General features: G+C 70.2%; 18 protein-coding genes and 1 pseudogene. 9 read left to right on the forward strand and 10 right to left on the reverse strand.

What is annotated here, in order from left to right; genetic code table 11:
* Position 1: 1 nt before the first annotated feature.
* A pseudogene (locus tag B0I29_RS26275) lies at positions 2 to 991 on the forward strand (TerC family protein); the annotation flags it as partial.
* A 241-nt stretch (positions 992 to 1,232) separates the two neighbouring features.
* On the opposite strand, the gene B0I29_RS26280 reads toward B0I29_RS26275, so the two are convergent.
* Positions 1,233 to 2,108, reverse strand: coding sequence for a translation initiation factor 2 (locus tag B0I29_RS26280; RefSeq protein ID WP_111651751.1), 876 nt, complete (start codon positions 2,106 to 2,108; stop codon positions 1,233 to 1,235).
* A 162-nt stretch (positions 2,109 to 2,270) separates the two neighbouring features.
* Positions 2,271 to 3,122, reverse strand: coding sequence for a spermidine synthase (locus tag B0I29_RS26285; RefSeq protein WP_111651752.1), 852 nt, complete (start codon positions 3,120 to 3,122; stop codon positions 2,271 to 2,273).
* Between the two features lie 82 nt (positions 3,123 to 3,204).
* Here B0I29_RS26285 and B0I29_RS26290 point away from each other — a divergent pair, with 82 nt between their 5' ends.
* From B0I29_RS26290 to B0I29_RS26300, 3 genes are read left to right on the forward strand one after another with little or no spacing between them, the layout of a single operon-like run.
* Positions 3,205 to 4,752 carry a DUF1800 domain-containing protein gene (locus B0I29_RS26290; protein WP_245972745.1) on the forward strand — a complete coding sequence of 516 codons (1,548 nt, stop codon included), beginning with the start codon at positions 3,205 to 3,207 and terminating at the stop codon, positions 4,750 to 4,752.
* A 2-nt stretch (positions 4,753 to 4,754) separates the two neighbouring features.
* Positions 4,755 to 6,020, forward strand: a complete 1,266-nt coding sequence (locus tag B0I29_RS26295; protein ID WP_111651753.1) for a DUF1501 domain-containing protein — start codon at positions 4,755 to 4,757, stop codon at positions 6,018 to 6,020.
* Positions 6,021 to 6,050: 30 nt separating this feature from the next.
* The gene (locus B0I29_RS26300; RefSeq protein WP_245972746.1) at positions 6,051 to 6,467 is read left to right on the forward strand and encodes a hypothetical protein; all 417 of its coding nucleotides are present in this window, start codon (positions 6,051 to 6,053) and stop codon (positions 6,465 to 6,467) included.
* Here the strand turns inward: B0I29_RS26300 and B0I29_RS26305 are convergent.
* Both B0I29_RS26305 and malQ read right to left on the reverse strand, forming a co-directional pair.
* Positions 6,464 to 6,634, reverse strand: coding sequence for an antitoxin (locus B0I29_RS26305; protein WP_111651754.1), 171 nt, complete (start codon positions 6,632 to 6,634; stop codon positions 6,464 to 6,466). The two genes, B0I29_RS26300 and B0I29_RS26305, sit on opposite strands and share 4 nt — an antisense overlap.
* Entirely contained in the window at positions 6,631 to 8,544 is a 1,914-nt protein-coding gene (malQ, locus tag B0I29_RS26310) for a 4-alpha-glucanotransferase (RefSeq protein ID WP_111651755.1), read from the reverse strand. The genes B0I29_RS26305 and malQ overlap by 4 nt, the downstream gene beginning before the upstream one ends.
* A 63-nt stretch (positions 8,545 to 8,607) precedes the next feature.
* Here malQ and B0I29_RS26315 point away from each other — a divergent pair, with 63 nt between their 5' ends.
* Complete coding sequence (locus tag B0I29_RS26315; RefSeq protein WP_111651756.1) at positions 8,608 to 8,859, forward strand: hypothetical protein; 252 nt, start codon at positions 8,608 to 8,610, stop codon at positions 8,857 to 8,859.
* Positions 8,860 to 8,884: 25 nt separating this feature from the next.
* Entirely contained in the window at positions 8,885 to 10,147 is a 1,263-nt protein-coding gene (locus tag B0I29_RS47520; RefSeq protein WP_111651757.1) for a chitosanase, read from the forward strand.
* A 21-nt stretch (positions 10,148 to 10,168) separates the two neighbouring features.
* On the opposite strand, the gene B0I29_RS26325 is transcribed toward B0I29_RS47520, so the two are convergent.
* The 6 genes from B0I29_RS26325 to aroA form a co-directional block, all read right to left on the reverse strand.
* Positions 10,169 to 11,404, reverse strand: coding sequence for a glycoside hydrolase family 16 protein (locus tag B0I29_RS26325; RefSeq protein WP_111651758.1), 1,236 nt, complete (start codon positions 11,402 to 11,404; stop codon positions 10,169 to 10,171).
* Positions 11,405 to 11,513: 109 nt separating this feature from the next.
* A complete protein-coding gene (locus B0I29_RS26330; protein ID WP_111651759.1) occupies positions 11,514 to 12,239 on the reverse strand; it encodes a carbohydrate-binding protein in 726 nt (241 codons plus the stop codon).
* Between the two features lie 120 nt (positions 12,240 to 12,359).
* Positions 12,360 to 12,920 carry a DUF5709 domain-containing protein gene (locus tag B0I29_RS26335; RefSeq protein ID WP_111651760.1) on the reverse strand — a complete coding sequence of 187 codons (561 nt, stop codon included), beginning with the start codon at positions 12,918 to 12,920 and terminating at the stop codon, positions 12,360 to 12,362.
* Between the two features lie 29 nt (positions 12,921 to 12,949).
* Entirely contained in the window at positions 12,950 to 13,684 is a 735-nt protein-coding gene (locus B0I29_RS26340) for an ATP-binding protein (protein ID WP_245972747.1), read from the reverse strand.
* 135 nt (positions 13,685 to 13,819) lie between these two features.
* Positions 13,820 to 14,911 (reverse strand): ribosome small subunit-dependent GTPase A, encoded by a 1,092-nt coding sequence (rsgA, locus tag B0I29_RS26345; protein WP_111651869.1) that lies wholly within the window; start codon positions 14,909 to 14,911, stop codon positions 13,820 to 13,822.
* Positions 14,884 to 16,173 (reverse strand): 3-phosphoshikimate 1-carboxyvinyltransferase, encoded by a 1,290-nt coding sequence (gene aroA, locus B0I29_RS26350; RefSeq protein ID WP_111651762.1) that lies wholly within the window; start codon positions 16,171 to 16,173, stop codon positions 14,884 to 14,886. Before aroA ends, rsgA begins: the two co-directional genes overlap by 28 nt.
* A gap of 266 nt (positions 16,174 to 16,439) precedes the next feature.
* Between aroA and B0I29_RS26355 the strand changes: the two genes are divergently transcribed.
* The 3 genes from B0I29_RS26355 (at position 16,440) to B0I29_RS26365 (ending at position 18,362) form a co-directional block, all read left to right on the forward strand.
* Positions 16,440 to 17,147 carry an SOS response-associated peptidase gene (locus tag B0I29_RS26355; RefSeq protein WP_111651870.1) on the forward strand — a complete coding sequence of 236 codons (708 nt, stop codon included), beginning with the start codon at positions 16,440 to 16,442 and terminating at the stop codon, positions 17,145 to 17,147.
* 191 nt (positions 17,148 to 17,338) lie between these two features.
* Positions 17,339 to 17,734, forward strand: coding sequence for a WhiB family transcriptional regulator (locus B0I29_RS26360; protein ID WP_111651763.1), 396 nt, complete (start codon positions 17,339 to 17,341; stop codon positions 17,732 to 17,734).
* 22 nt (positions 17,735 to 17,756) lie between these two features.
* Complete coding sequence (locus B0I29_RS26365) at positions 17,757 to 18,362, forward strand: alpha/beta hydrolase family protein (RefSeq protein ID WP_111651764.1); 606 nt, start codon at positions 17,757 to 17,759, stop codon at positions 18,360 to 18,362.
* Positions 18,363 to 18,402: the final 40 nt, after the last annotated feature.

Consider the following 18,402-nt stretch of genomic DNA (forward strand, 5'->3'; position numbering starts at 1 on the left):
CATGCAGGTCTCCGGCGTGGTGTGGGTGCTGACCGTCCTCTTCATCGTCGGCCTGTTGCTGTTCGACTTCTTCTTCCACGTCCGGCGGGCGCACGTGCCCACGCTGCGCGAGGCCGCGCTCTGGACGTCGATCTACGTGTCGATCGCGATCATGTTCGGCATCGGGGTCTGGATCTTCGGCGGCTCGACGATGGGCGCGGAGTACTTCGCCGGGTACGTCACCGAGGAAGCGCTCTCGGTCGACAACCTCTTCGTCTTCCTGCTGCTGATGACGAGCTTCAAGGTGCCCCGCGCCGACCAGCAGAAAGTGCTGCTCTTCGGGATCGTGGTCTCGCTGCTGGCCCGGACCGGGTTCATCGTGCTCGGCGCCGCGCTGATCAACTCGTTCGCCTGGATTTTCTACATCTTCGGGCTGATCCTGCTGGTCACCGCGGGAAACCTGCTGCGGGAGAAGGGCGACGACCCGGACGAGGCGCCGGACAACATCGTGATCCGGATCGCGCGCCGGTTCCTGCACACCTCGGACGAGTACGACGGCGACAAGCTCTTCACCTACCAGGACGGCAAGCGGGTCCTGACCCCGATGCTGCTCGTGATGGTGGCGATCGGCGGCACCGACATCCTGTTCGCGCTGGACTCGATCCCGGCGATCTTCGGCCTGACCCAGAACGTCTACCTGGTCTTCACGGCCACCGCGTTCTCGCTGCTCGGGCTCCGGCAGCTCTACTTCCTGATCGACGGCCTGCTGGACCGGCTCGTCTATCTGTCGTACGGGCTGGCCGCGATCCTGGCGCTGATCGGCGTGAAACTGGTGCTGCACGCGCTGCACCAGAACAACGTCCCGTTCATCAACGAGGGTGAGCACATCGACGTCGCCGAGATCCCGACGTTGCTCTCGCTCGCCATCATCATCGGCGTGCTGCTGATCACCGTGGTGGCGTCGCTGCTCAGCCCGAAAGGCCGGGCCCGCACGCACGTGGCGGCCGCCCGCCGGCACGCCGGTGATTTCCTCGACGTCGAGACCGATCCGAAGTACTGCGACGAGATCTACCACCGTCTCCTCGTGGAGGAGAAGAGCCTGCGCGAGCTGCCGGAGAAATATCGAGCCCGGATCCGGCAGGAGGACGAGCTGATGACGCTGCTGCGCCGGGCGCACCAGCTGCACGCCGAGCGGGTCGCCGCGGGCAGCTGTTTCGCACCCACGGCGAGCCGCTCGTCAGGAGACGCCTGAGCTAGCGAGCGGTGCCCGGGTCGACGTCGGCGTTGAGGTACGCCGAGAGGTTGGCCGGGTGCCCTCCCGGGGTCTCGTCCGTGGAGACGAGGCCGGCGATCCGAGCCGCGAGGCTGGCCGCGCGGGAGGCGAGGTCGGGCTCGGCGTACCGGCTGTCCTGCTCGGCACGCAGCGCCTCGTGGGCACGCTGGGCGTCGGCGTCCAGGCCGGGACGCTCGAAGTACGCGCGGCTGGCGGACACCGGCGTGGCCGAGACCGGCACCGAGGAGACCGGCACCGGATCAGGCTCCTCATACTCGGGCTCGGGAGCGGGCACCGGCACCGAGCCGAGCAGGGTCACGGTCTGGCCCTCGCCGCCCTGGTAATTGCTGAACTCCGGGCCGATGACCAGGCGCGACAGCATCCGGGCCTGCTGGGCCGGTACGCCGAGCTCGTTCGCGTTCTCCACCCGGAACCGGGCGATCGCCTGGCGCATCACGTTGGCGAGGCGGTCGGCGTCACCGACCGAGGTCAGCGTGCCACCGGCGAAGACCAGGGCCGGGAAACTGCCGTCCGGGCCGTTGCAGACCAGCTGGATCTGGGTGACCGTGGCGTTGCGCCCGACCTCCCGGTTGCCCGGCTGGACGCGGAGGTGCTGCGGCCACAGCCAGAACAGCTCGCCGCTACTCACCGTTGATTCGGTCGGGTGTGTGTACCGCACACGCCGGTCGGTGACGAGGACTTCGGTCTCTTCGGGCAGCGTCCATCGAGGTAACGACGACGCCTCATCGAACGCGTACTCGGCGACGGCACAGTGGCCCTGCCAGAGCACACGCTCCCCGCTGTCGAGCGGTCCGAGGTCAGTGCCGGCCGCAGACAGGAAGTGCTGGTGGAACATGTTCGCCTTCCCCGTGTTCGCCGCGATCCGCCATTCGCGCGGCCGTCCCCGATTACAGCCTGTCGCACCGGGTGTCGCCAGTCACTGGGCGCGAATCACATCGGATCTTCGGAAATCGACACACCGCGGTAATCAGCGGTGTACCAACGGCCTATCCGGTCATCACTTTCGGTTACCGAAAAGACCCTCGGGTGGTGGTGGTGAGGGGACCGCGGATGCGTCAGGTACCGGCGCGACTCCGCCGGTGAAGCGATCGAGATCGGTCTCCACCCGCCCGGGGAACCAGTCGCCGGCCGCTCGCCGGGTCAGCTCGGCCAGTGGCGGCGGTGTCCGGCCGGCGAGCACCACGAGATTGCCGAACCGGCGGCCGCGCAGCACTCCGGCGTCGGCGATCAGGCAGGCTTCCGGCAGCGAGGCGCGGATCGTGGCGACCTGGCTGCGGGCGTACTTCAGCGGCGGGCCGTCGGCCACGTTCGCGATCAGCCAGCCGGTCGGGTCGAGGACCCGGGCGACCTGCTGGGCGAACTCGGCGGAGGCCAGGTGCGCGGGGGTGCGGGCGCCGGCGAAGACGTCCAGGATCACCACGTCGTACCCGGCGTCGCGCATGCCTTCGACGGCGGCGCGGGCGTCGGCTACGCGTACCCGGATGTTGCCTGAAGCGGGCAGTGGGAGTGCCTCGCGCACCAGCTCGACCAGCGGTCCGTCGATCTCGACCACCCGCTGAGCGGAACCGGGCCGGGTGGCCGCGATGTACCGCGGCAGCGTCAGCGCGCCGCCGCCGAGATGCAAGGCGCGCAGCGGCTTGCCCGCCGGCGCGACCAGATCGATCGCCGAAGCCATCCGGCGCACGTACTCGAACTGCAGGTACGTGGGGTCGGCGAGGTCGACGTGGGACTGCGGCGCGCCGTCCAGCATCAGGGTGAAGGCGGTGTCCCGGTCGGGATCGGGCACCAGCTCGGCGATCCCGGACGCGACCGTCTCGACGCGTCGCCGGGACGCCTTGCGCTGTGCCATCGGGCAAGTATGTCCGGAGCAAATCGGTAGCGCGCTGCAGGGAACCCAACGATCACTCGGGAAACTTCCGACCTATGCCCCCGTGAGCGCATCAGAGCAGACGATGACCCGGCGCGGTGTCCTGGGTGTTGCGGCAGCCGCAGGCGTGGCCGTGGCTCTTCCCAGCACCGCTGCCGCAGCGGCCACCGCCTCCTCGGCGGCTTCTTTTCTCCCCGACGACCAGCTCCTGCACCTGTTGCGTCGGGCCACGTTCGGTACCAGCCCGTCGTCGATCACGGAGATCCGCAAGCTGGGCGCGAAAGCCTGGCTGGAGCGGCAGCTCGCGCCCGCCTCGATCCCCGACAAGGTGACCGACGGCGTGCTGGCCCGGCTGCCGCTGGCCGGGCTCGGCATCGCCGAGATCCGCGGTCAGGTCACCTCCGGCAAGCTCAAGCAGTACAGCTGGGACCCGATGTGGCAGCTCGGTTTCGCCGCGACGGCCCGGGCGATCTGGAGCGAGCGCCAGCTGTTCGAGGTGATGGTGGATTTCTGGAGCAACCACCTGAACGTCACCTGCCCGTCCGGCGACGTCTGGGACAGCCGGATCGATTACGACCGCAACGTCATCCGCAAGTTCGCGCTCGGGACGTTCGCCGACATGCTCAAGGCGTCCGCCCGGCACCCGGCGATGCTGACGTACCTGGACAACCGGTTCTCCACGAAGGCGGCGCCGAACGAGAACTACGGCCGTGAGCTGCTGGAACTGCACACCGTGGGTCTTGCGTACGCCGAATCGGACGTCAAGGACGCGGCACGTCTGCTCACCGGACTGACCGTGGACAACACGACCGGCCGGTACCGGTACGACGCCGCCGGCCACGCCACCGGGGCGGTACGCGTCCTCGCCTTCCAGCACGCCAACACCACCCCGGCCGGCGGCGAGGCGGCCGCGCTGAGCTTCCTCGATTACCTGGCGCTGCACCCGGTCACGGCCCGCCGGATCGTCACGAAGCTTTGCATCCGCTTCGTCGCCGACGAGCCACCGGCCGACCTGATCACCGCGCTGGTCAAGGTGTATCTCGACAACAAGTCGGCGATCGCGCCGGTGCTGCGGGCGCTGTTCGGCTCGGCCCAGTTCGCGGCGTCGATCGGCGCGAAGACGCGTACGCCGATGGAGGACCTGGCCGCGACCGTACGCACCCTCGGGTACGGCCCGGCGCCCAGCGGCACCAAGTTCCTGGAGAGCCTGTACTGGATGGCCCGGGAAGCCGGGCACGCGCCGCTGGGCTGGGCCCCGCCGAACGGGTACCCGGACGTGGCGGCGGCCTGGGCGTCCCCGTCCGGCCTGCTGGTTCGGTGGAACTTCCACCTCTCCATCGCGGCCGGCTGGTGGCCGGACACGCTGGTCCGGCCGGCGAACCTCGCGACCGGGATGGTCGGTCCGCTGCCGGCCACGTATGGGGCGTTGATCACAGCGCTCGGCGTGCGGCTGACCGGGATGGAGCCACCGGCTAAGCACGTGGCCGCGCTCGCCGAGTTCTATGGCAAGACCCCGGCCTCGCCGTTGAAAGCCACCGATCCGGCGGCCGGCTGGATGTTCCCGTACCTGATGGGGATGTTGTTGAACTCCCCGTCCTTCGCGCTGAGGTGAAAATGACGACGCTTTCCTGCTGTGACGATGCGCGCGCTGCCACCGTCTCCCGGCGCCGGCTGCTCGCCACCGGCGCCGCGGGAGCGTTCGCCGGGCTGGCCGGCTCGCAGCTGGACACCGGGCTCGCCTTCGCGGCCGACCCGGCGTACTCCGGTGACGTGCTGGTGCTGCTCTCGCTGCGGGGCGGTTTCGACGGGCTCTCCGCGGTGGTGCCGCACGGTGACGCCGCCTATTACACGGCGCGGCCCGGCATCGGCGTACCGAAGGCGCAGCTCATCGGGGGTGACTCGTTCTTCGGGCTGAACCCGGGGCTCGCGCCGCTGCTGCCGTACTGGACGGGCGGGCAGCTCGCCGCGGTGCAGGCGGTCGGGCAGCCGGCGCCGAACCGGTCGCACTTCTCGGCCATGGAGGAGCTGGAGCGGGCCGCCCCGGGCACCTCGATCCGGACCGGCTGGCTGAACCGGATGCTCGGCTCGCTCGGTACGTCCGACGTGTTCAACGCGGTCGCGATGGGCACCGCGATGCCGGCCCGGGTGCTGGCCGGCCCGGCCGGATATCTCGGCATCACCTCGGTCGACAAGACCCAGCTCAACGGCGACCAGGCGGACCGGCCGATCGCGGCGACGATGGCGGCCCTGTACGAGGGCGCCCCGGCCGCGCTAGAGCGGACCACGTCGCAGCTGACCGGCGCGCTCGCACAGGCCGCGAAGCTGCGGGCCGCCGGGTACGCCCCGGCGAACGGCGCGGTCTATCCCGCCACCGAGCTCGGCGGCGCGCTGCGTGACGTGGCCCGGCTGATCAAGTCGGGGGTCGGGCTGATGAGCGCCACTGTCGACTCCGGTGACTGGGACATGCACGAGAACCTCGGTGTCGCGACACCCGGCAAGCGGATGTTCGACCAGCTCAAGGCGTTCGCCACGGCGCTCGCCGCGTTCGCCGCCGATCTGGGGCCGGACGGCCTGCGCCGGGTCACCGTGGTCACGATCAGCGAGTTCGGGCGCCGGGTAACCCAGAACGGCTCGGGCGGCCTCGACCACGGTTATGGCAACGCGATGTTCGTGCTGGGCGGCGGCGTACGCGGCGGCAAGGTCTACGGGCGGTGGCCCGGCCTGACCGCGGCCGACCTGCGGGACGGCGATCTGGCGGTGACCACCGATTACCGGGCGGTGATCGGCGAGATCCTGCGGGCCCGATGCGGCGTCGGAGACCTGGCTTCAGTGTTCCCCGGAGTGACCACGTCATCACTGGGGGTTACTACGAGCAGATAAAAGCGGCAAAAACACCATCCGGTTCATGAGGTGCGCTTCACACTGAAACGCAGCATCACGACCACGGAGGTGACGGTGTCGAGCAACGTGCTTGCCGAGATCATGGGCCAGCGGCGGCCACCGGGGCCGCCGCCGGTCAGAGAGATGCCCGGAATCCTGGCCGCCGCGCGGCGCAGCGCCGGCCCGCCGCTGCGGATCCGCCGGCACATCTCCGACGAGGGCCCGCCGTTCTGGCGGTGGGACTGCGGCGGCTGCGGGGAGTACGGCGGCGGACGGCATCACGAGGATGCCCTGGCCCGGGCGCACCGGCACTGCCGGGAGCACCCGGCACACGGGTCGTCCCTGCTGCCGCCGGCTCGATGCCGGCAGCCGGATACGTTCCTGCCACTGCACCCGATGCTGTACGCCGTGGACGACGACCCGCCGCCGCAGCCCCTGTCGATCTAACGAGTCGGACCGGTGCGCTTCTTGATCTCCTCGACGCCTTTGTCGATCTTCGAGGAGTGCTTGTGGCCGGTGCGCCGGTCCACCTCGTCGCCGATCTTGTCGAGTGCCGCGTCGACCTTGTCCTCGTGCTTGTCGATCATCGCCTTGGCCTTGTCCAGGAAACTCATGGCTTCTTCTTACCCAGAATCGCCGCGACCTCCCTGAACAATGGCTGTGTGATTACCTCGGCGAGGTCAGGGCCGAGCGGGATCCGCCAGTTCGGGTACTCGTCATAGGTGCCCGGCAGGTTCGGCTGACGGCTCTCCATCAGGACGTCGTGCAGCGAGGCGGTGACGAACCGGCACGGTGTGCGGGCCAGGAAGCGGTGCATGGCGAGAACGGTCTGCTCGGCGGTCGCGTCGTCGTCGAGCAGACCTTCGGTCTTCAGCAGGCCGAGCAGTTCGGCACGATCCTTGCGCCAGTTCGCCTCCTCCTGCTCGACCGAACCGGCCAGCTGGCCCAGCTCCGCGCGTACCCTCACCTGCTCGCCGGCCAGGAAGCCGGCGGCGGTCGGCAGGTCGTGGGTGGAGATGGTGGCGAGCGCGTTGCGCGGATATCCGGCCGCCGGGCGGTAATCGCCGTCGTCGTCGCGGGTGAACCAGAGCACCGCCGAGCCGAGCATGTTCGTCCGCTCCAGACCCTCGGTCACCTCCGGCAGGACCGTGCCGAGGTCCTCGCCGATCACCACGGCGCCGGCCCGGTGCGCTTCCAGGGCGAGGATGCCGAGCATTGCCTCCGGGTCGTACCGGACATAGGTCCCCTCGGTCGCACCGAGGCCCGGCGGCACCCACCAGAGACGCCAGAGCCCGGCCACGTGGTCGACCCGCAGCCCGCCGGCGCGCCGGAAGATCCGTTCCAGCATGTCCCGGTAGGCCGCGTACCCGGTCTCGACCAGCCGGTCCGGTCGCCAGGCCGCCAGACCCCAGTCCTGGCCCAGCTGGTTGAACGCGTCCGGCGGGGCGCCCGCGCGCACGCCCGGCGCCAGCACGTCCTGGAGCAGCCAGCCGTCGGCGCCGCCCGGATCGATGCCCACGGCCAGGTCGTGCACGATGCCCACCGGCATGCCCGAGGCCGCCTCGCGTGCCGCGGCCAGCTGCTCCTCGACCAGGTGCTGCACCCAGGCGTGGAACGAGATCCGATCCGAGGCGTACGCGAGAACGGCGGGCGAGTCCGGCCGGCGCAGTTCGTCCGGCCACGTCCGCCAGTCCGGCCCGTGCTCCTCGGCGAGCGCGCAGAACCGCGCGAAGTCGGTCAGCCCCGGGTCCCGATCCAGGTCGACCGGCCCGGCCAGCGGCCAGAGCAGCTCCAGAGCGGCCAGTTTCGCCGCCCAGACCACGTCGTAATCGATCAGAGAGTCGGCGGTCGGCCCCGGCCGCAGCGCGTCCACCCGGGCCCGCAGCTCCACGTCCGCCCGCCGGTACGCGTCAACGTCCGAAACCCGCAGGTAGATCGGGTTGGCGAACCGCCGGCTCGACGGCGAGTACGGCGAAGCCGGCACCGGATGCGTCGGCGTGATCGCGTGCAGCGGGTTGAGCAGGATCAGCCCGGCCCCGGCCGACCCGGCGACGAAGGTCCGCAGGTCGCCGAGGTCGCCCATGCCCCAGGAGTCCGCCGAGTGCAGCGTGTACAGCTGCAGCATCCAGCCCCAGGTCTCCGGTGGCTCGGCCAGCTCGTCCGGCACCACCACGAGAGTGATGTCCTGGCCGGCGCAGCGCAGCCGGTGCCAGCCCAGCGGCAGATTCTCCAGCTTCGCCACGGTGAGGGTGCCGCCGTCCTCCAGCGTGACCTCCCCGGGTTCGGTGAGCGGGCGGCTGTCACCGAGGCGAAGCACGATCGTGGCGGGCAGGCGCTGCCCGTCGCGCCGGAGAACCTCGGCGAGCGCCGCACGGACGGCTGACGGTGTGCTCGCGTCCACCCCGAGCAGGCCCAGCACACCGATCACCGACTCCGGGGAGACCTCGGTTCGTTTGCGCCGCCAGTCCTCGTACCACGTCGATACCCCGTGCGCCTCGGCCAGCGCCACCAGATCCGCATCCATCGCAGGTTCCTTCCTTAGGTACCGCTCCATTACCCGTTGCGCTCATCGGTCAGCATTGAGTACATGGCTCATCTGGTGAAGTGGTGGTCACGTGCAGCTGCTGCCGTGACCGGCGCCGTGCTCGCCCTGGTAATCCCGGCTCATGCCTGGGCGGCGAGCAACGGCGTGGCAGACCTGGCCGTGGAAGCGGCCCGGCGACGATCCCGAGGCGGGTTTGGCGTTTTCGGCGTATTTGGGTTGCTCTGTTGTCTGTTCGTGGTCGGTGCGGTCATATTGGCGATAGTGTTGATTTCCCGAAACCGTAAGCGTCGCTGACGGATCCGGCCCTAGCGTTGGAAGTATGCGGTTTCGGGTCGGGTCGTTTCGTTCGTTCACGTTGGCCGGTGGGATCGCCGCGGTGCTCTGTGTGCCGCCGGCCGTCTCGGTGGCGGCCATCGGTGGCTCCGCCGACGTCGTGATCTCCCAGGGGCGCCCGGCGCTGGCCTCGTCGGCCGCCTCGGTCGCCTGGACGGCCTCCGCCGTCGCTGACGGCGACGGGCGGAGCCGGTGGACCAGCGGCGCGGGTGTGGGCACCCAGTGGGTCCAGATCGATCTGGGCGCCGCGCAAGAGGTCCGTCGTGTCCGGCTGAGCTGGGCCAAGGTGTACGCGAAGGCGTACCGCCTGCAGCTCTCCGACAACGGCTCGGTGTGGAAGGACCTCTATCGCACCGGGGCCGGCAACGGCGGCACCGACGACGTCTTCAGCCTGCACGGCTCCGGGCGCTTCCTGCGGCTGCTCGCCACCCAGCGGTCCGTCGAGTCCGGCGGGTACTCGCTGTGGGAGATGCGGGCTTACGGGCCGGGTCCGTCCGGTCCGGTCACCGAGAGCGGGCGCCGGCCGTCCGCGGCGGTGCCGGGCGCGGCCGCCGGGCTGAGTGCCGCGCAGAAGAAGGAGACCGCCCTCAAGCTGGTCGCCAGCGCGGAGAACTCGACACTGAACTGGCGCGCCTCGTACGGATACATCGAGGACATCGGTGACGGCCGTGGATACACCGGCGGGCTGGTCGGGTTCACCTCCGGCACCGCGGACATGCTCGGTGTGGTCGCCGAGTACACCCGGCGCAAGCCGTCGAACAAGCTCGCCCGTTACCTGCCGGCGCTGCGCTCGGTGAACGGCTCGGACTCGCACAGCGGCCTCGGTTCCGGGTTCACCAAGGCCTGGAAGGCATCGGCCACCGACTCGGTCTTCCGCGGCGTTCAGGAGGACGCCCGGGACCGGACCTACTTCGACCCGGCGGTGCGGCTCGCGCAGACCGACGGGCTGCGGGCGCTCGGGCAGTTCGCGTACTACGACGCCGCGGTGATGCACGGCCCGGACGGGATGCGGTCGATCCGCAGCCGGGCGGCCCGGTCCGCACGGACCCCGGCGCAGGGTGGCGACGAGATCGCCTATCTCACGGCGTTCCTGAACGCACGGAGCGCCGAGATGCGTACCGAGGAGGCCCACAGTGACCTCGGCCGGGTGGAGACCGCCCAGCGGGTGTTCCTGCGGGCCAGCAACCTCGACCTCACCACGCCGCTGACCTGGCGGGTGTACGGGGACCGGTACACCCTCGATCGGTGACCGATCCCCGCCGGAAGCGAACTACGCCCGGGTCCACTTCTGGTTGGTGCCGCCGCCGCAGTCCCAGAGCTGGAGCTGGGCGCCATTCCCGGCGTTCCAGTCCTTGATGTCGACGCACCGGTTCGCGGAGACGTTCACCAGGTCACCCGCGGCCGACAGGGTGAACCGCTGCACCGGGTTGCCGTTGCAGGTGACCAGCTGGATCGGGGTGCCGTTCGCGAGCGCCCCGCCGGCCGGGTCGAAGCACTTGCCCAGGGCGCGCAGGGTGCCGTCGGCGGCGAAGGTCCAGCGCTGAGCGGTGGAGCCGTTGCAGTCCCACATCTGGATGCGGGTGCCGTCGGCGCTGTTGCCGTTCGGGATGTCGATGCAGCGTCCGCTGAAGGTGCTCTTCAGCGCCGAGCCGGTCGCGGTGTCCTCGTTCCACGCCGAGGCGCGGACGTAATCGACGAGCATCGTCTGCGGGAACGAGGTGCTGGCGTCCGGGCTGCCCGGCCAGTTGCCGCCGACCGCGACGTTCAGGATCAGGAAGAACGGGTGGTCGAAGACCCACTGGCGGCCGCCGAGCGTGGCCGGGGTGACCCGGTGGTACTCGACGCCGTCGAGGAACCAGACGATCAGATTCGGAGACCATTCCACCGCGTACGTGTGGAAGGCGTCGCCGAGCGGAGCGCCGAGGGTACGGCTACCGCTGATCGCGCTGCCGCCGGAGTAACCGGGGCCGTGGACCGTGCCGTACAGGGTGTTCGGCTCCTTGCCGACGTTCTCCATGATGTCGATCTCGCCGGACTGCGGCCAGCCGACGCTGCCGAGGTTGTCGCCGAGCATCCAGAACGCCGGCCAGATGCCCTGGCCCTTGGGCACCTTGATGCTGGCCTCGAACCGGCCGTACTTCTGGGTGAACTTGCCCGAGGTCAGCAGCCGGCCGGAGGTGTACTGGCAGGTGCCGTACCAGCACTGGTAATTCGCCGGGTTCTCCTTGCGAGCGGTGATCGCGAGGCGTCCGGCGCCGTCCTGGCGGACGTTGTTCGTCGAGTTCGTGTAGTACTGCAGCTCGCTGTTGCCGAACCCGCCGCCGCCGACGTCGAAGTTCCACTTCGAGCCGTCGACCGCCGCACCGGCCGCGCCGTTGAACTCGTCGGACCAGGTGACCGGTCCGATCGCGGCGTCGGCGGTGTCACCGCGGGAGGCGAGGGTCAGCGTGGTGGCGAGCGTTGTCGCGATCACCGCCGCACTGAGAAGTATCCGTAACCTGCGCATGGGGGATCCTCCGGGGGAGAGGGAAGCCGTTACTCCAAACAGTCTTTAAAAATTGACTGTCATCGGTCAATGGAGACGGGTTCCGGAACCACCGGATAACAGGAATTTCCTAGATCTTCTGGAAGAGCGCCGGCACCAGGCTCGGCTGCCAGCCCGGCAGCGACGTGTGCCGCTCCCGGACGCGGTACGCGACGTCCTTGTACGTGACGTACTGGCCGGCCTTGTAGGTGGTGAACTTCTTCCACGGCTTGGTCGCGACAGTGACCTTGACGGTTACCCGTACCGAATCGACAACGACGTCGGGTGACCGGCGCTCGCCCATTGTCACGTTGAGCAGCAGGTGGAACGGCTTGCCGCTCTCGGCCGGGGTGAAGCGGAGCACCTTGGTGCCGTCGACCGACCAGACGATCGACGTCGCCGTCCAGTCGATCGCGAACGTGTGGAACTCGTTCGGATCCACCCGGTCGTCGGCGAGCGGCTCGACCTGCCCGGCCGGTAGCTGCCCCGACTCGTCGAGCACGGCTAGGGCGCGCCAGGCGCCGTACTCCCGGCCCGGCTTGATCCGCGCCTCGGCGTGCCCGTTCGACGAGGCGAACGTCCGCACGGTCCGCAGCGGGTCGTCCAGCGTGACGTTTCCCTCGCCGTCGAGGCGGGCGTCGTCGTCCTGTCGCACCCATTTCGCGGGGTTCGGCGCCGTGCCCCGGTCACCCGAGAAGTCGTCGCTGAAGACGACCCGGGTGACCGTCGTGGCCGCGGAGGCCGGAGCGGCCACCGCAAGCCCGGAGACGAACACCGCGGCCGCTGTCAGCGACCGCAGCAGGCGCACGCTGCTCATTCGAAAGACTCCCACCCCTTGATCACTTGCGGGAGCACTGTGCGCGCTCGGGAGCGCTCTCAGCAAGGGATGGGACCAAATCTTTAAGGACCCCTTACGGCGTTGTAGCCGTACGGACCATCAGTTGTAGTCCGGAGCCCTGGTTTCGTGCATCGCGAGCTCCTCGGCGCTGGCACCACCGCCGGCCGCGCCCGCATCGTACGCGACGCTGTCGGTCTCCTCGTCGAAGCCGGAACCCTCGTCCGGGGCGACCAGGCGGCCCACCGAACCCGGGTCTTCCTCGTCGAGCTGGCCGTCGTCGTAGAGCGAGATCGGCGAGTTCGGGTCCGAGGTCGGCCCGTCCTCCCAGACGTCCCGGTCGAACGCGAGCTGCTCCGAGTCGTCAACGGTCTCGTCGTCCGGGTCGCGCTCCGGCCGGATCTGCTCGCGTACCTCGCCGACGTCCGGCTCCTCCTGGCGCAGGCGCCGGTCCAGCGACTCGCCCTGAAGGGCCTCCTCCGGGGTGTCACCGAAGCGGTTCGATCCACCGGGTCCGGTGCCGGCCAGGGCGGCGGGATCAGCCCCGTCAGCCCACCGGGAGCTGTCTACCTCGTCGTACGCGGTGGAGTCGTCATCGGCGGTGTCCGGCAGGCCGGAGGCCTCCGGGTCGCTGACCTCGGTGGGGTAGTCGTTCTCTCGCATGTCCGCAATCTACCCAGGTAGGGGAAGCCTCATACCGGCATAACCGTTCGATCCGGCACGAGGCGGGCCCACACCACCTTGCCGCCGGCAAGTTCCAGGTTTCCCCAGCGCGAGGTCATCGCGTTGATCAGCAGCAGGCCGCGGCCGCCGAACGAGGTCGGCGCCACCGGCCCGGTGAACCGGGGGAGCACGGGCGAGCTGTCCCGGACCGCCACGCTCATCGTCTCGTCGTCCAGGGCCAGGAGCACCCGCATCGGCGTACGGGCGTGTGCGACCACGTTGTTCACCAGCTCGGTCGTCACGATGCAGGCGTTGCCGGTCAGGTCGGTGCGCTCCCACCGGTGGCAGGCCTCGGTGATCACCTCGCGGGCCACGCGGGCCGCGCCGACATCCGGCTCCAGGTCGATGCTGATCCGCCGATCCGGGTCCGGCTCGCCCAGCGCGGCGAAGGCCCCGGCCTGATCGGGCCAGGCCGGCCAGCCGGCCGGCAGCCAGGTCGCGGTGTCGGTGGTGCCGCAGAGCGCCAGACGCGAACCGGGCCAGTAACGGGTCGCCTCGAAGACGTCGCGCAGCACCGTGACCGCGAGGCCGTGCGGGTCCACAAGGCCGCCGACATCGACCACGAGCGCCTCGGGCTGGTCGGCGAGCACGTCGAGCAGCGCGGAGCGTGCCGACGCCGCGGACTCGTCGCCGAGCACCCCGGTAAGCCGGACCAGGGGATGAGCCCGGCCACGGTCCACCAGATGACGAACCTCGATCGGCATGATCGCTCCATTGTGCATAACGCGCACCCTCCTCGCATTTCGGCGTGAGGATCGGTCGTCACCGGCTGAGGATCTCGTAGATACCCCGCCAGGGTGGAGTCATGCCCCGATGGTGCGTGGATCAAGATCCGCCGGTCAGGCCGCGGATCCCTCTTCGTTGCGCGAGTCCAGCTCTCCGGCCCTTGAGCTCAAGAGCCTTCGGTACGAGGCCAAGCGCCGCGGATCAGCGTTACCCGCCGCGACCCAGGCGTCGAGACGGCAATCGGCGTCAGCCGGGGAGTGCCCGCAGTTCGGCTGGTCGTCCAGAGTGCCCTCGACCAGGTCGGAGAAGCCGTGCAGCAGGCTTTCCGCGCTGACGTGAGCGAGGCCGAAACTCCGGATCCCCGGGGTGTCGATGATCCAGCCCGGATCTTTTTTCGACTTGCCCACGGTCGGGAGCCGCAGCGCCACCGCGCTGGTCGAGGTGTGCCGGCCCTTGCCGATCGCGCTGACCACGCCGACAGCGCGCAGAGCGTCCGGTACCAGGCGGTTCACCAGCGTCGACTTGCCGACGCCGGAGTGGCCGACCATCACCGAGATCCGGCTCGCCAGCCGCCCGCGCAGCTCGTCGAGATCACTGCCCGGGCGAACCAGGACGTACGGCAGGTCGAGCTCGGCGTAGTAGTCCAGCACCTGCTCCGGACCGGCCAGGTCGGCCTTGGTCAGGCAGAGCAGCGGCTCGACACCCGCGTCGTACGCCGCCACCAGGCACCGGTCGATGAATCCGGTCCGCGGTGGCGGGTCGCTCAGCGCGCTCACGATGACGAGCTGGTCGGCGTTCGCCACCACGACCCGTTCCAGCCGGCCCTCGGGTGTCGTGTCGTCGTCGTCCGCGGTCCGGCGCAGCACCGAGGTGCGCTCGCTGATCCGCACGATCCGGGCCAGTGCGCCCGGGGCGCCGGAGACGTCGCCGACCAGCTGCACCCGATCGCCCACCACCACCGACTTGCGGCCGAGCTCCCGGGCACGCATCGCGGTGATCACCTCGATGTCGCCGGTGTCCTCGCGGACGCACCCGTAACGCCCGCGGTCGACGGTGATGACCAGCGCGTCGATCGCGTCGTCGTGCTTGGGCCGGGTGCGGGTACGCGGACGCGACGAGCGCCCCGGCCGGACCCGGACGTCGTCCTCGTCGTACTCCCGCTTACGGCCTGGCAGAACTAGCTCCTCGCCACGAGTCCCGCCCAGAGTTCGGGGAACTCGGGCAACGTCTTCGAGGTACAACTTACGTCGGCGAGCTCGATGCCCTGCACGGCGAGGCCGATAACCGCCGCGGCGTGTGCCATCCGGTGGTCCGCGTACGTCTCGAAGGTGGTCGCCCGCAGCGGGCCCGGCACGATGCGCAACCCGTCCGGGAACTCGGTGACCTCGGCGCCGGCCTTGGTCAGCTCGGCCGCGAGGGCGGCGATCCGGTCGGTCTCGTGACCCCGGATGTGCTCGACGCCGCGCAGCTCGCTCGGGCCCTCGGCGAGCGCCGCGAGGGCCGCGATCACCGGGGTGAGCTCACTGACCTCGGAGAGGTCGGCGGTGATCCCGCGAAGCGTGCCGGTGCCCCGCACGGTCAAGCCCTCCTCGGCCGACCGGGTGACCTCGGCGCCGAGCGCGGTGAACAGCTCGATCACCCGATCCACCGGCTGCCAGCTGTTCGCCGGCCAGCCCGCGAGGGTGACCGTGCCGCCGGTGACGGCCGCCGCCGCGAAGAACGGCGCCGCACCGGACAGGTCCGGCTCGATCGTCCAGGTGTGCCCGCGCAGGCCACCCGGCTCGACGGCCCACACGTCCGGCACGCTCTCGTCGACGACAGCGCCGGCGGCCCGCAGCATGTGCGTGGTCATCCGCAGGTGCGGCGCGGACGGCACCGGCGGTCCCTCGTGCCGCAGCGTCAGGCCCTTGGTGAACCGGGGCGCGGAGAGCAGCAGCCCGGAGACGAACTGGCTGGACCCGGACGCGTCGATGACGGCCTCGCCGCCCTCGACCAGGCCGCTGCCGCGCACGGTCAGCGGCAGCCCGCCGGTCGGCGACGCCTCGATCGCGACACCGAGGGCGCGGAGCGCCTCGACGATCGGGCGCAGCGGCCGGTTGCGCGAGTGCGGGTCACCGTCGAACTCGACAGTGCCCTCGGCCAGCGCCGCGGCCGGCGGCAGGAACCGCATGATCGTGCCGGCCAGCCCCACGTCGACGGTGGCCGGTCCGCGCAGCGGGCCGGGCGTGACGGTCCAGCTCTCGTCGTCGCTGGTGTCGACGCCGACGCCGAGCGCCCGCAGGCCGGCCGACATCAGCACGGTGTCGCGAGCACGCAGCGGCGCCTCGATCACCGACGGCCCGTCAGCGAGCGCCGAGATGACGAGAGCGCGGGCGGTCATCGACTTGGAGCCGGGTAGCCGCACGGTCGCCGAGACCGGGCCGGAAGCGGACGGAGCGAGCCAGGGGCGAGGTTCAGCAGTCACCACCCCATTCTGCCGCCGGGCCCCGCCACGACCCGCCCGAGTTCCCGCCCCCCGAGACGAAACCCCTCGACCGGGGGTGGCGCGGCCGGTGGGTCCGGCCACGCTTTCCTTCTCGTTCTCGCCATTCCGTGACGCATTCCTTGAGCTATTGCGCGCTCTGCCACGCATTCCATGGGAGCGCGCCCACACGCGGCGGAATGGAACGCGACTCGCGGCGGGCGGGTGGCGGGGCGGACGGCGAGGGCCGCCGGGCAGTACCGTTCATTCTCATGTGCGGCCGATATGCCACGACCCGGAGCAACGCCGACCTCAGCACGTTCTTCGAGGCCGTCGACGTTGCCGAGCCGTTGCGTGTCAGCTGGAACGTCGCTCCCACCGACCCGGTTCCGCTGATCCGCATGTCGACGCGGGCGCACGCGTCCGAGCAGGAGAGCGGCGCGGAGAAGGGCCGGGTGCTCGACACCGCGCGCTGGGGGCTCGTCCCGCACTGGGCGGCCGACCTGCGCGGCGGCGCCCGGATGATCAATGCTCGGGCCGAGACGGTGGCTACGCTGCGGTCTTTCGCGCCGTCGTTCGCGAAACGGCGGTGTCTGGTGCCCGCCGACGGCTGGTTCGAGTGGGTGCGCGACGGCAAGCAGAAGCAGCCGTTCTACATGACGCCGCGCGACGGGAAACCGCTCGCCTTCGCCGGGCTGTGGTCGGCCTGGGGGCCGGAGTCCGTGCTCACGTGCAGCGTGGTGACCACCGCCGCGCTCGGCGGATTGGCCCGGGTGCACGACCGGATGCCGCTGATTCTGCCGGCCGAGCGATGGGCCGATTGGCTGGCCGGCGGTGGCGATCCGGAGGAGCTGCTGCGCCCGCTCTCCGAGAGTGATCTCGAGGCCATCGAGGTGCGTCCGGTCGGGCCGGAGGTCGGCAATGTTCGCAACAATGGGCCCGAGTTACTGGAACGTCGACCCGAGGTAACGCTTTTCTGAACGGCGCTAGATCAACGTTGGTCTTTGTCGGATTATGCGCCCATTCTGAATTAACAACTTTGTTTCAAGATAGATCACCCCCTTGTTCTGATCTTGTACGGTGCGGTACAAACCAGCGCCGGAGTGGTGCCGGTGCGTAAGGTGCGTTCCGGCCGCCACAGCACTTCCGGTCCCACGGGGGAGGTGGGCTGATGACACGAGCACGCATGCCGCGTCCGCACGAGGTAGCCATCGCGCGACGCGACCCGCGACTGCTCGAGGCGATCGTGCAAAAGCGGACCGACGAGGCCTGGAGGACACGCGGTGCATGCCGCAGTGTCGATCCGGAGACGTTTTTTCCAGCGCCAAACGAACCGTCCGGCGGCGCTGTCGCTCTCTGCGGAACCTGCGATGTGCAAGGAGCCTGCCTGGCCTGGGCACTACAGGTCGGTGACTGCCACGGGGTCTGGGGCGGGACGACGCCACGCGAGCGGCGGGCCATGCTGGTCGCCTGGCGAGAACGGGTCACCGCGGAGGGTGACCTGGTCGAGGACGGGTCCAACGACGAGGATCGCCGGTTGCTGACCCTGATCCCGGTGAGTCGCTGACAAAAGCTGATAAAAACGGTCGGTGCCTGAAGAACTCACGATCGAGACTCCGCGCGGCCCCGCCGCCGTGCGTGTCACCGCGCCCTCAGGTCCGGCGACGAGTCTGCTCCTTCTCGGCCATGGCGCCGGTGGTGGAGTCGACGCGCCGGACCTGATCGCGGTGCACGACGCGGCGGTGGCGGCCGGCGTGCGGGTCGCGTTGGTCACCCAGCCTTACCGGGTGGCCGGCCGCCGTGCGCCCGCACCCGCGGGGCATCTCGACGAAGCGTGGGGCGCGGTGGTCGCCGCGGTACGCGTACCCAAGCTGCCGTTGATCGTCGGAGGGCGCTCCAGCGGAGCGCGCGTCGCGTGCCGGACCGCGACCGCGACCGAGGCCGCGGGGGTTCTGGCGCTGGCGTTTCCGCTGCATCCGCCGGGTAAGCCGGAGAAGAGCCGGGCGGGTGAGCTGGAGTTGGGCGTGCCCGCGTTGGTGATCAACGGGGACCGGGATCCGTTCGGTGTGCCGGAGCCGCACGGGCCGGTCGAGGTGGTCGTGCGACCCGGCGCTGTCCACGATCTGCGCAAGGACGTCGCCGGAACCGCCACGATCGCCGCCGATTGGCTGCGGCGCAACGGCTGGGCCCGATAGCGGAATGGTGGGTCACTCCTCGGCGTTACAGCCCCCGGAA

Source organism: Actinoplanes lutulentus, from assembly GCF_003259845.1.
Taxonomy (GTDB): domain Bacteria; phylum Actinomycetota; class Actinomycetes; order Mycobacteriales; family Micromonosporaceae; genus Actinoplanes; species Actinoplanes lutulentus.

Excerpts from the sequence above, each read along its gene's own strand:
- malQ (WP_111651755.1), bottom strand. The coding sequence starts at position 8,544 with ATGGATGCGGATCTGGTGGCGCTGGCCGAGGCGCACGGGGTATCGACG.
- B0I29_RS26330 (WP_111651759.1), bottom strand. The coding sequence starts at position 12,239 with ATGAGCAGCGTGCGCCTGCTGCGGTCGCTGACAGCGGCCGCGGTGTTC.
- B0I29_RS26315 (WP_111651756.1), top strand. The coding sequence starts at position 8,608 with ATGGCTCATCTGGTGAAGTGGTGGTCACGTGCAGCTGCTGCCGTGACC.
- B0I29_RS47520 (WP_111651757.1), top strand. The coding sequence starts at position 8,885 with ATGCGGTTTCGGGTCGGGTCGTTTCGTTCGTTCACGTTGGCCGGTGGG.
- B0I29_RS26325 (WP_111651758.1), bottom strand. The coding sequence starts at position 11,404 with ATGCGCAGGTTACGGATACTTCTCAGTGCGGCGGTGATCGCGACAACG.
- B0I29_RS26295 (WP_111651753.1), top strand. The coding sequence starts at position 4,755 with ATGACGACGCTTTCCTGCTGTGACGATGCGCGCGCTGCCACCGTCTCC.
- B0I29_RS26360 (WP_111651763.1), top strand. The coding sequence starts at position 17,339 with ATGACACGAGCACGCATGCCGCGTCCGCACGAGGTAGCCATCGCGCGA.
- B0I29_RS26335 (WP_111651760.1), bottom strand. The coding sequence starts at position 12,920 with ATGCGAGAGAACGACTACCCCACCGAGGTCAGCGACCCGGAGGCCTCC.
- B0I29_RS26305 (WP_111651754.1), bottom strand. The coding sequence starts at position 6,634 with ATGAGTTTCCTGGACAAGGCCAAGGCGATGATCGACAAGCACGAGGAC.
- B0I29_RS26340 (WP_245972747.1), bottom strand. The coding sequence starts at position 13,684 with ATGCCGATCGAGGTTCGTCATCTGGTGGACCGTGGCCGGGCTCATCCC.
- B0I29_RS26285 (WP_111651752.1), bottom strand. The coding sequence starts at position 3,122 with ATGGCACAGCGCAAGGCGTCCCGGCGACGCGTCGAGACGGTCGCGTCC.
- B0I29_RS26280 (WP_111651751.1), bottom strand. The coding sequence starts at position 2,108 with ATGTTCCACCAGCACTTCCTGTCTGCGGCCGGCACTGACCTCGGACCG.
- B0I29_RS26355 (WP_111651870.1), top strand. The coding sequence starts at position 16,440 with ATGTGCGGCCGATATGCCACGACCCGGAGCAACGCCGACCTCAGCACG.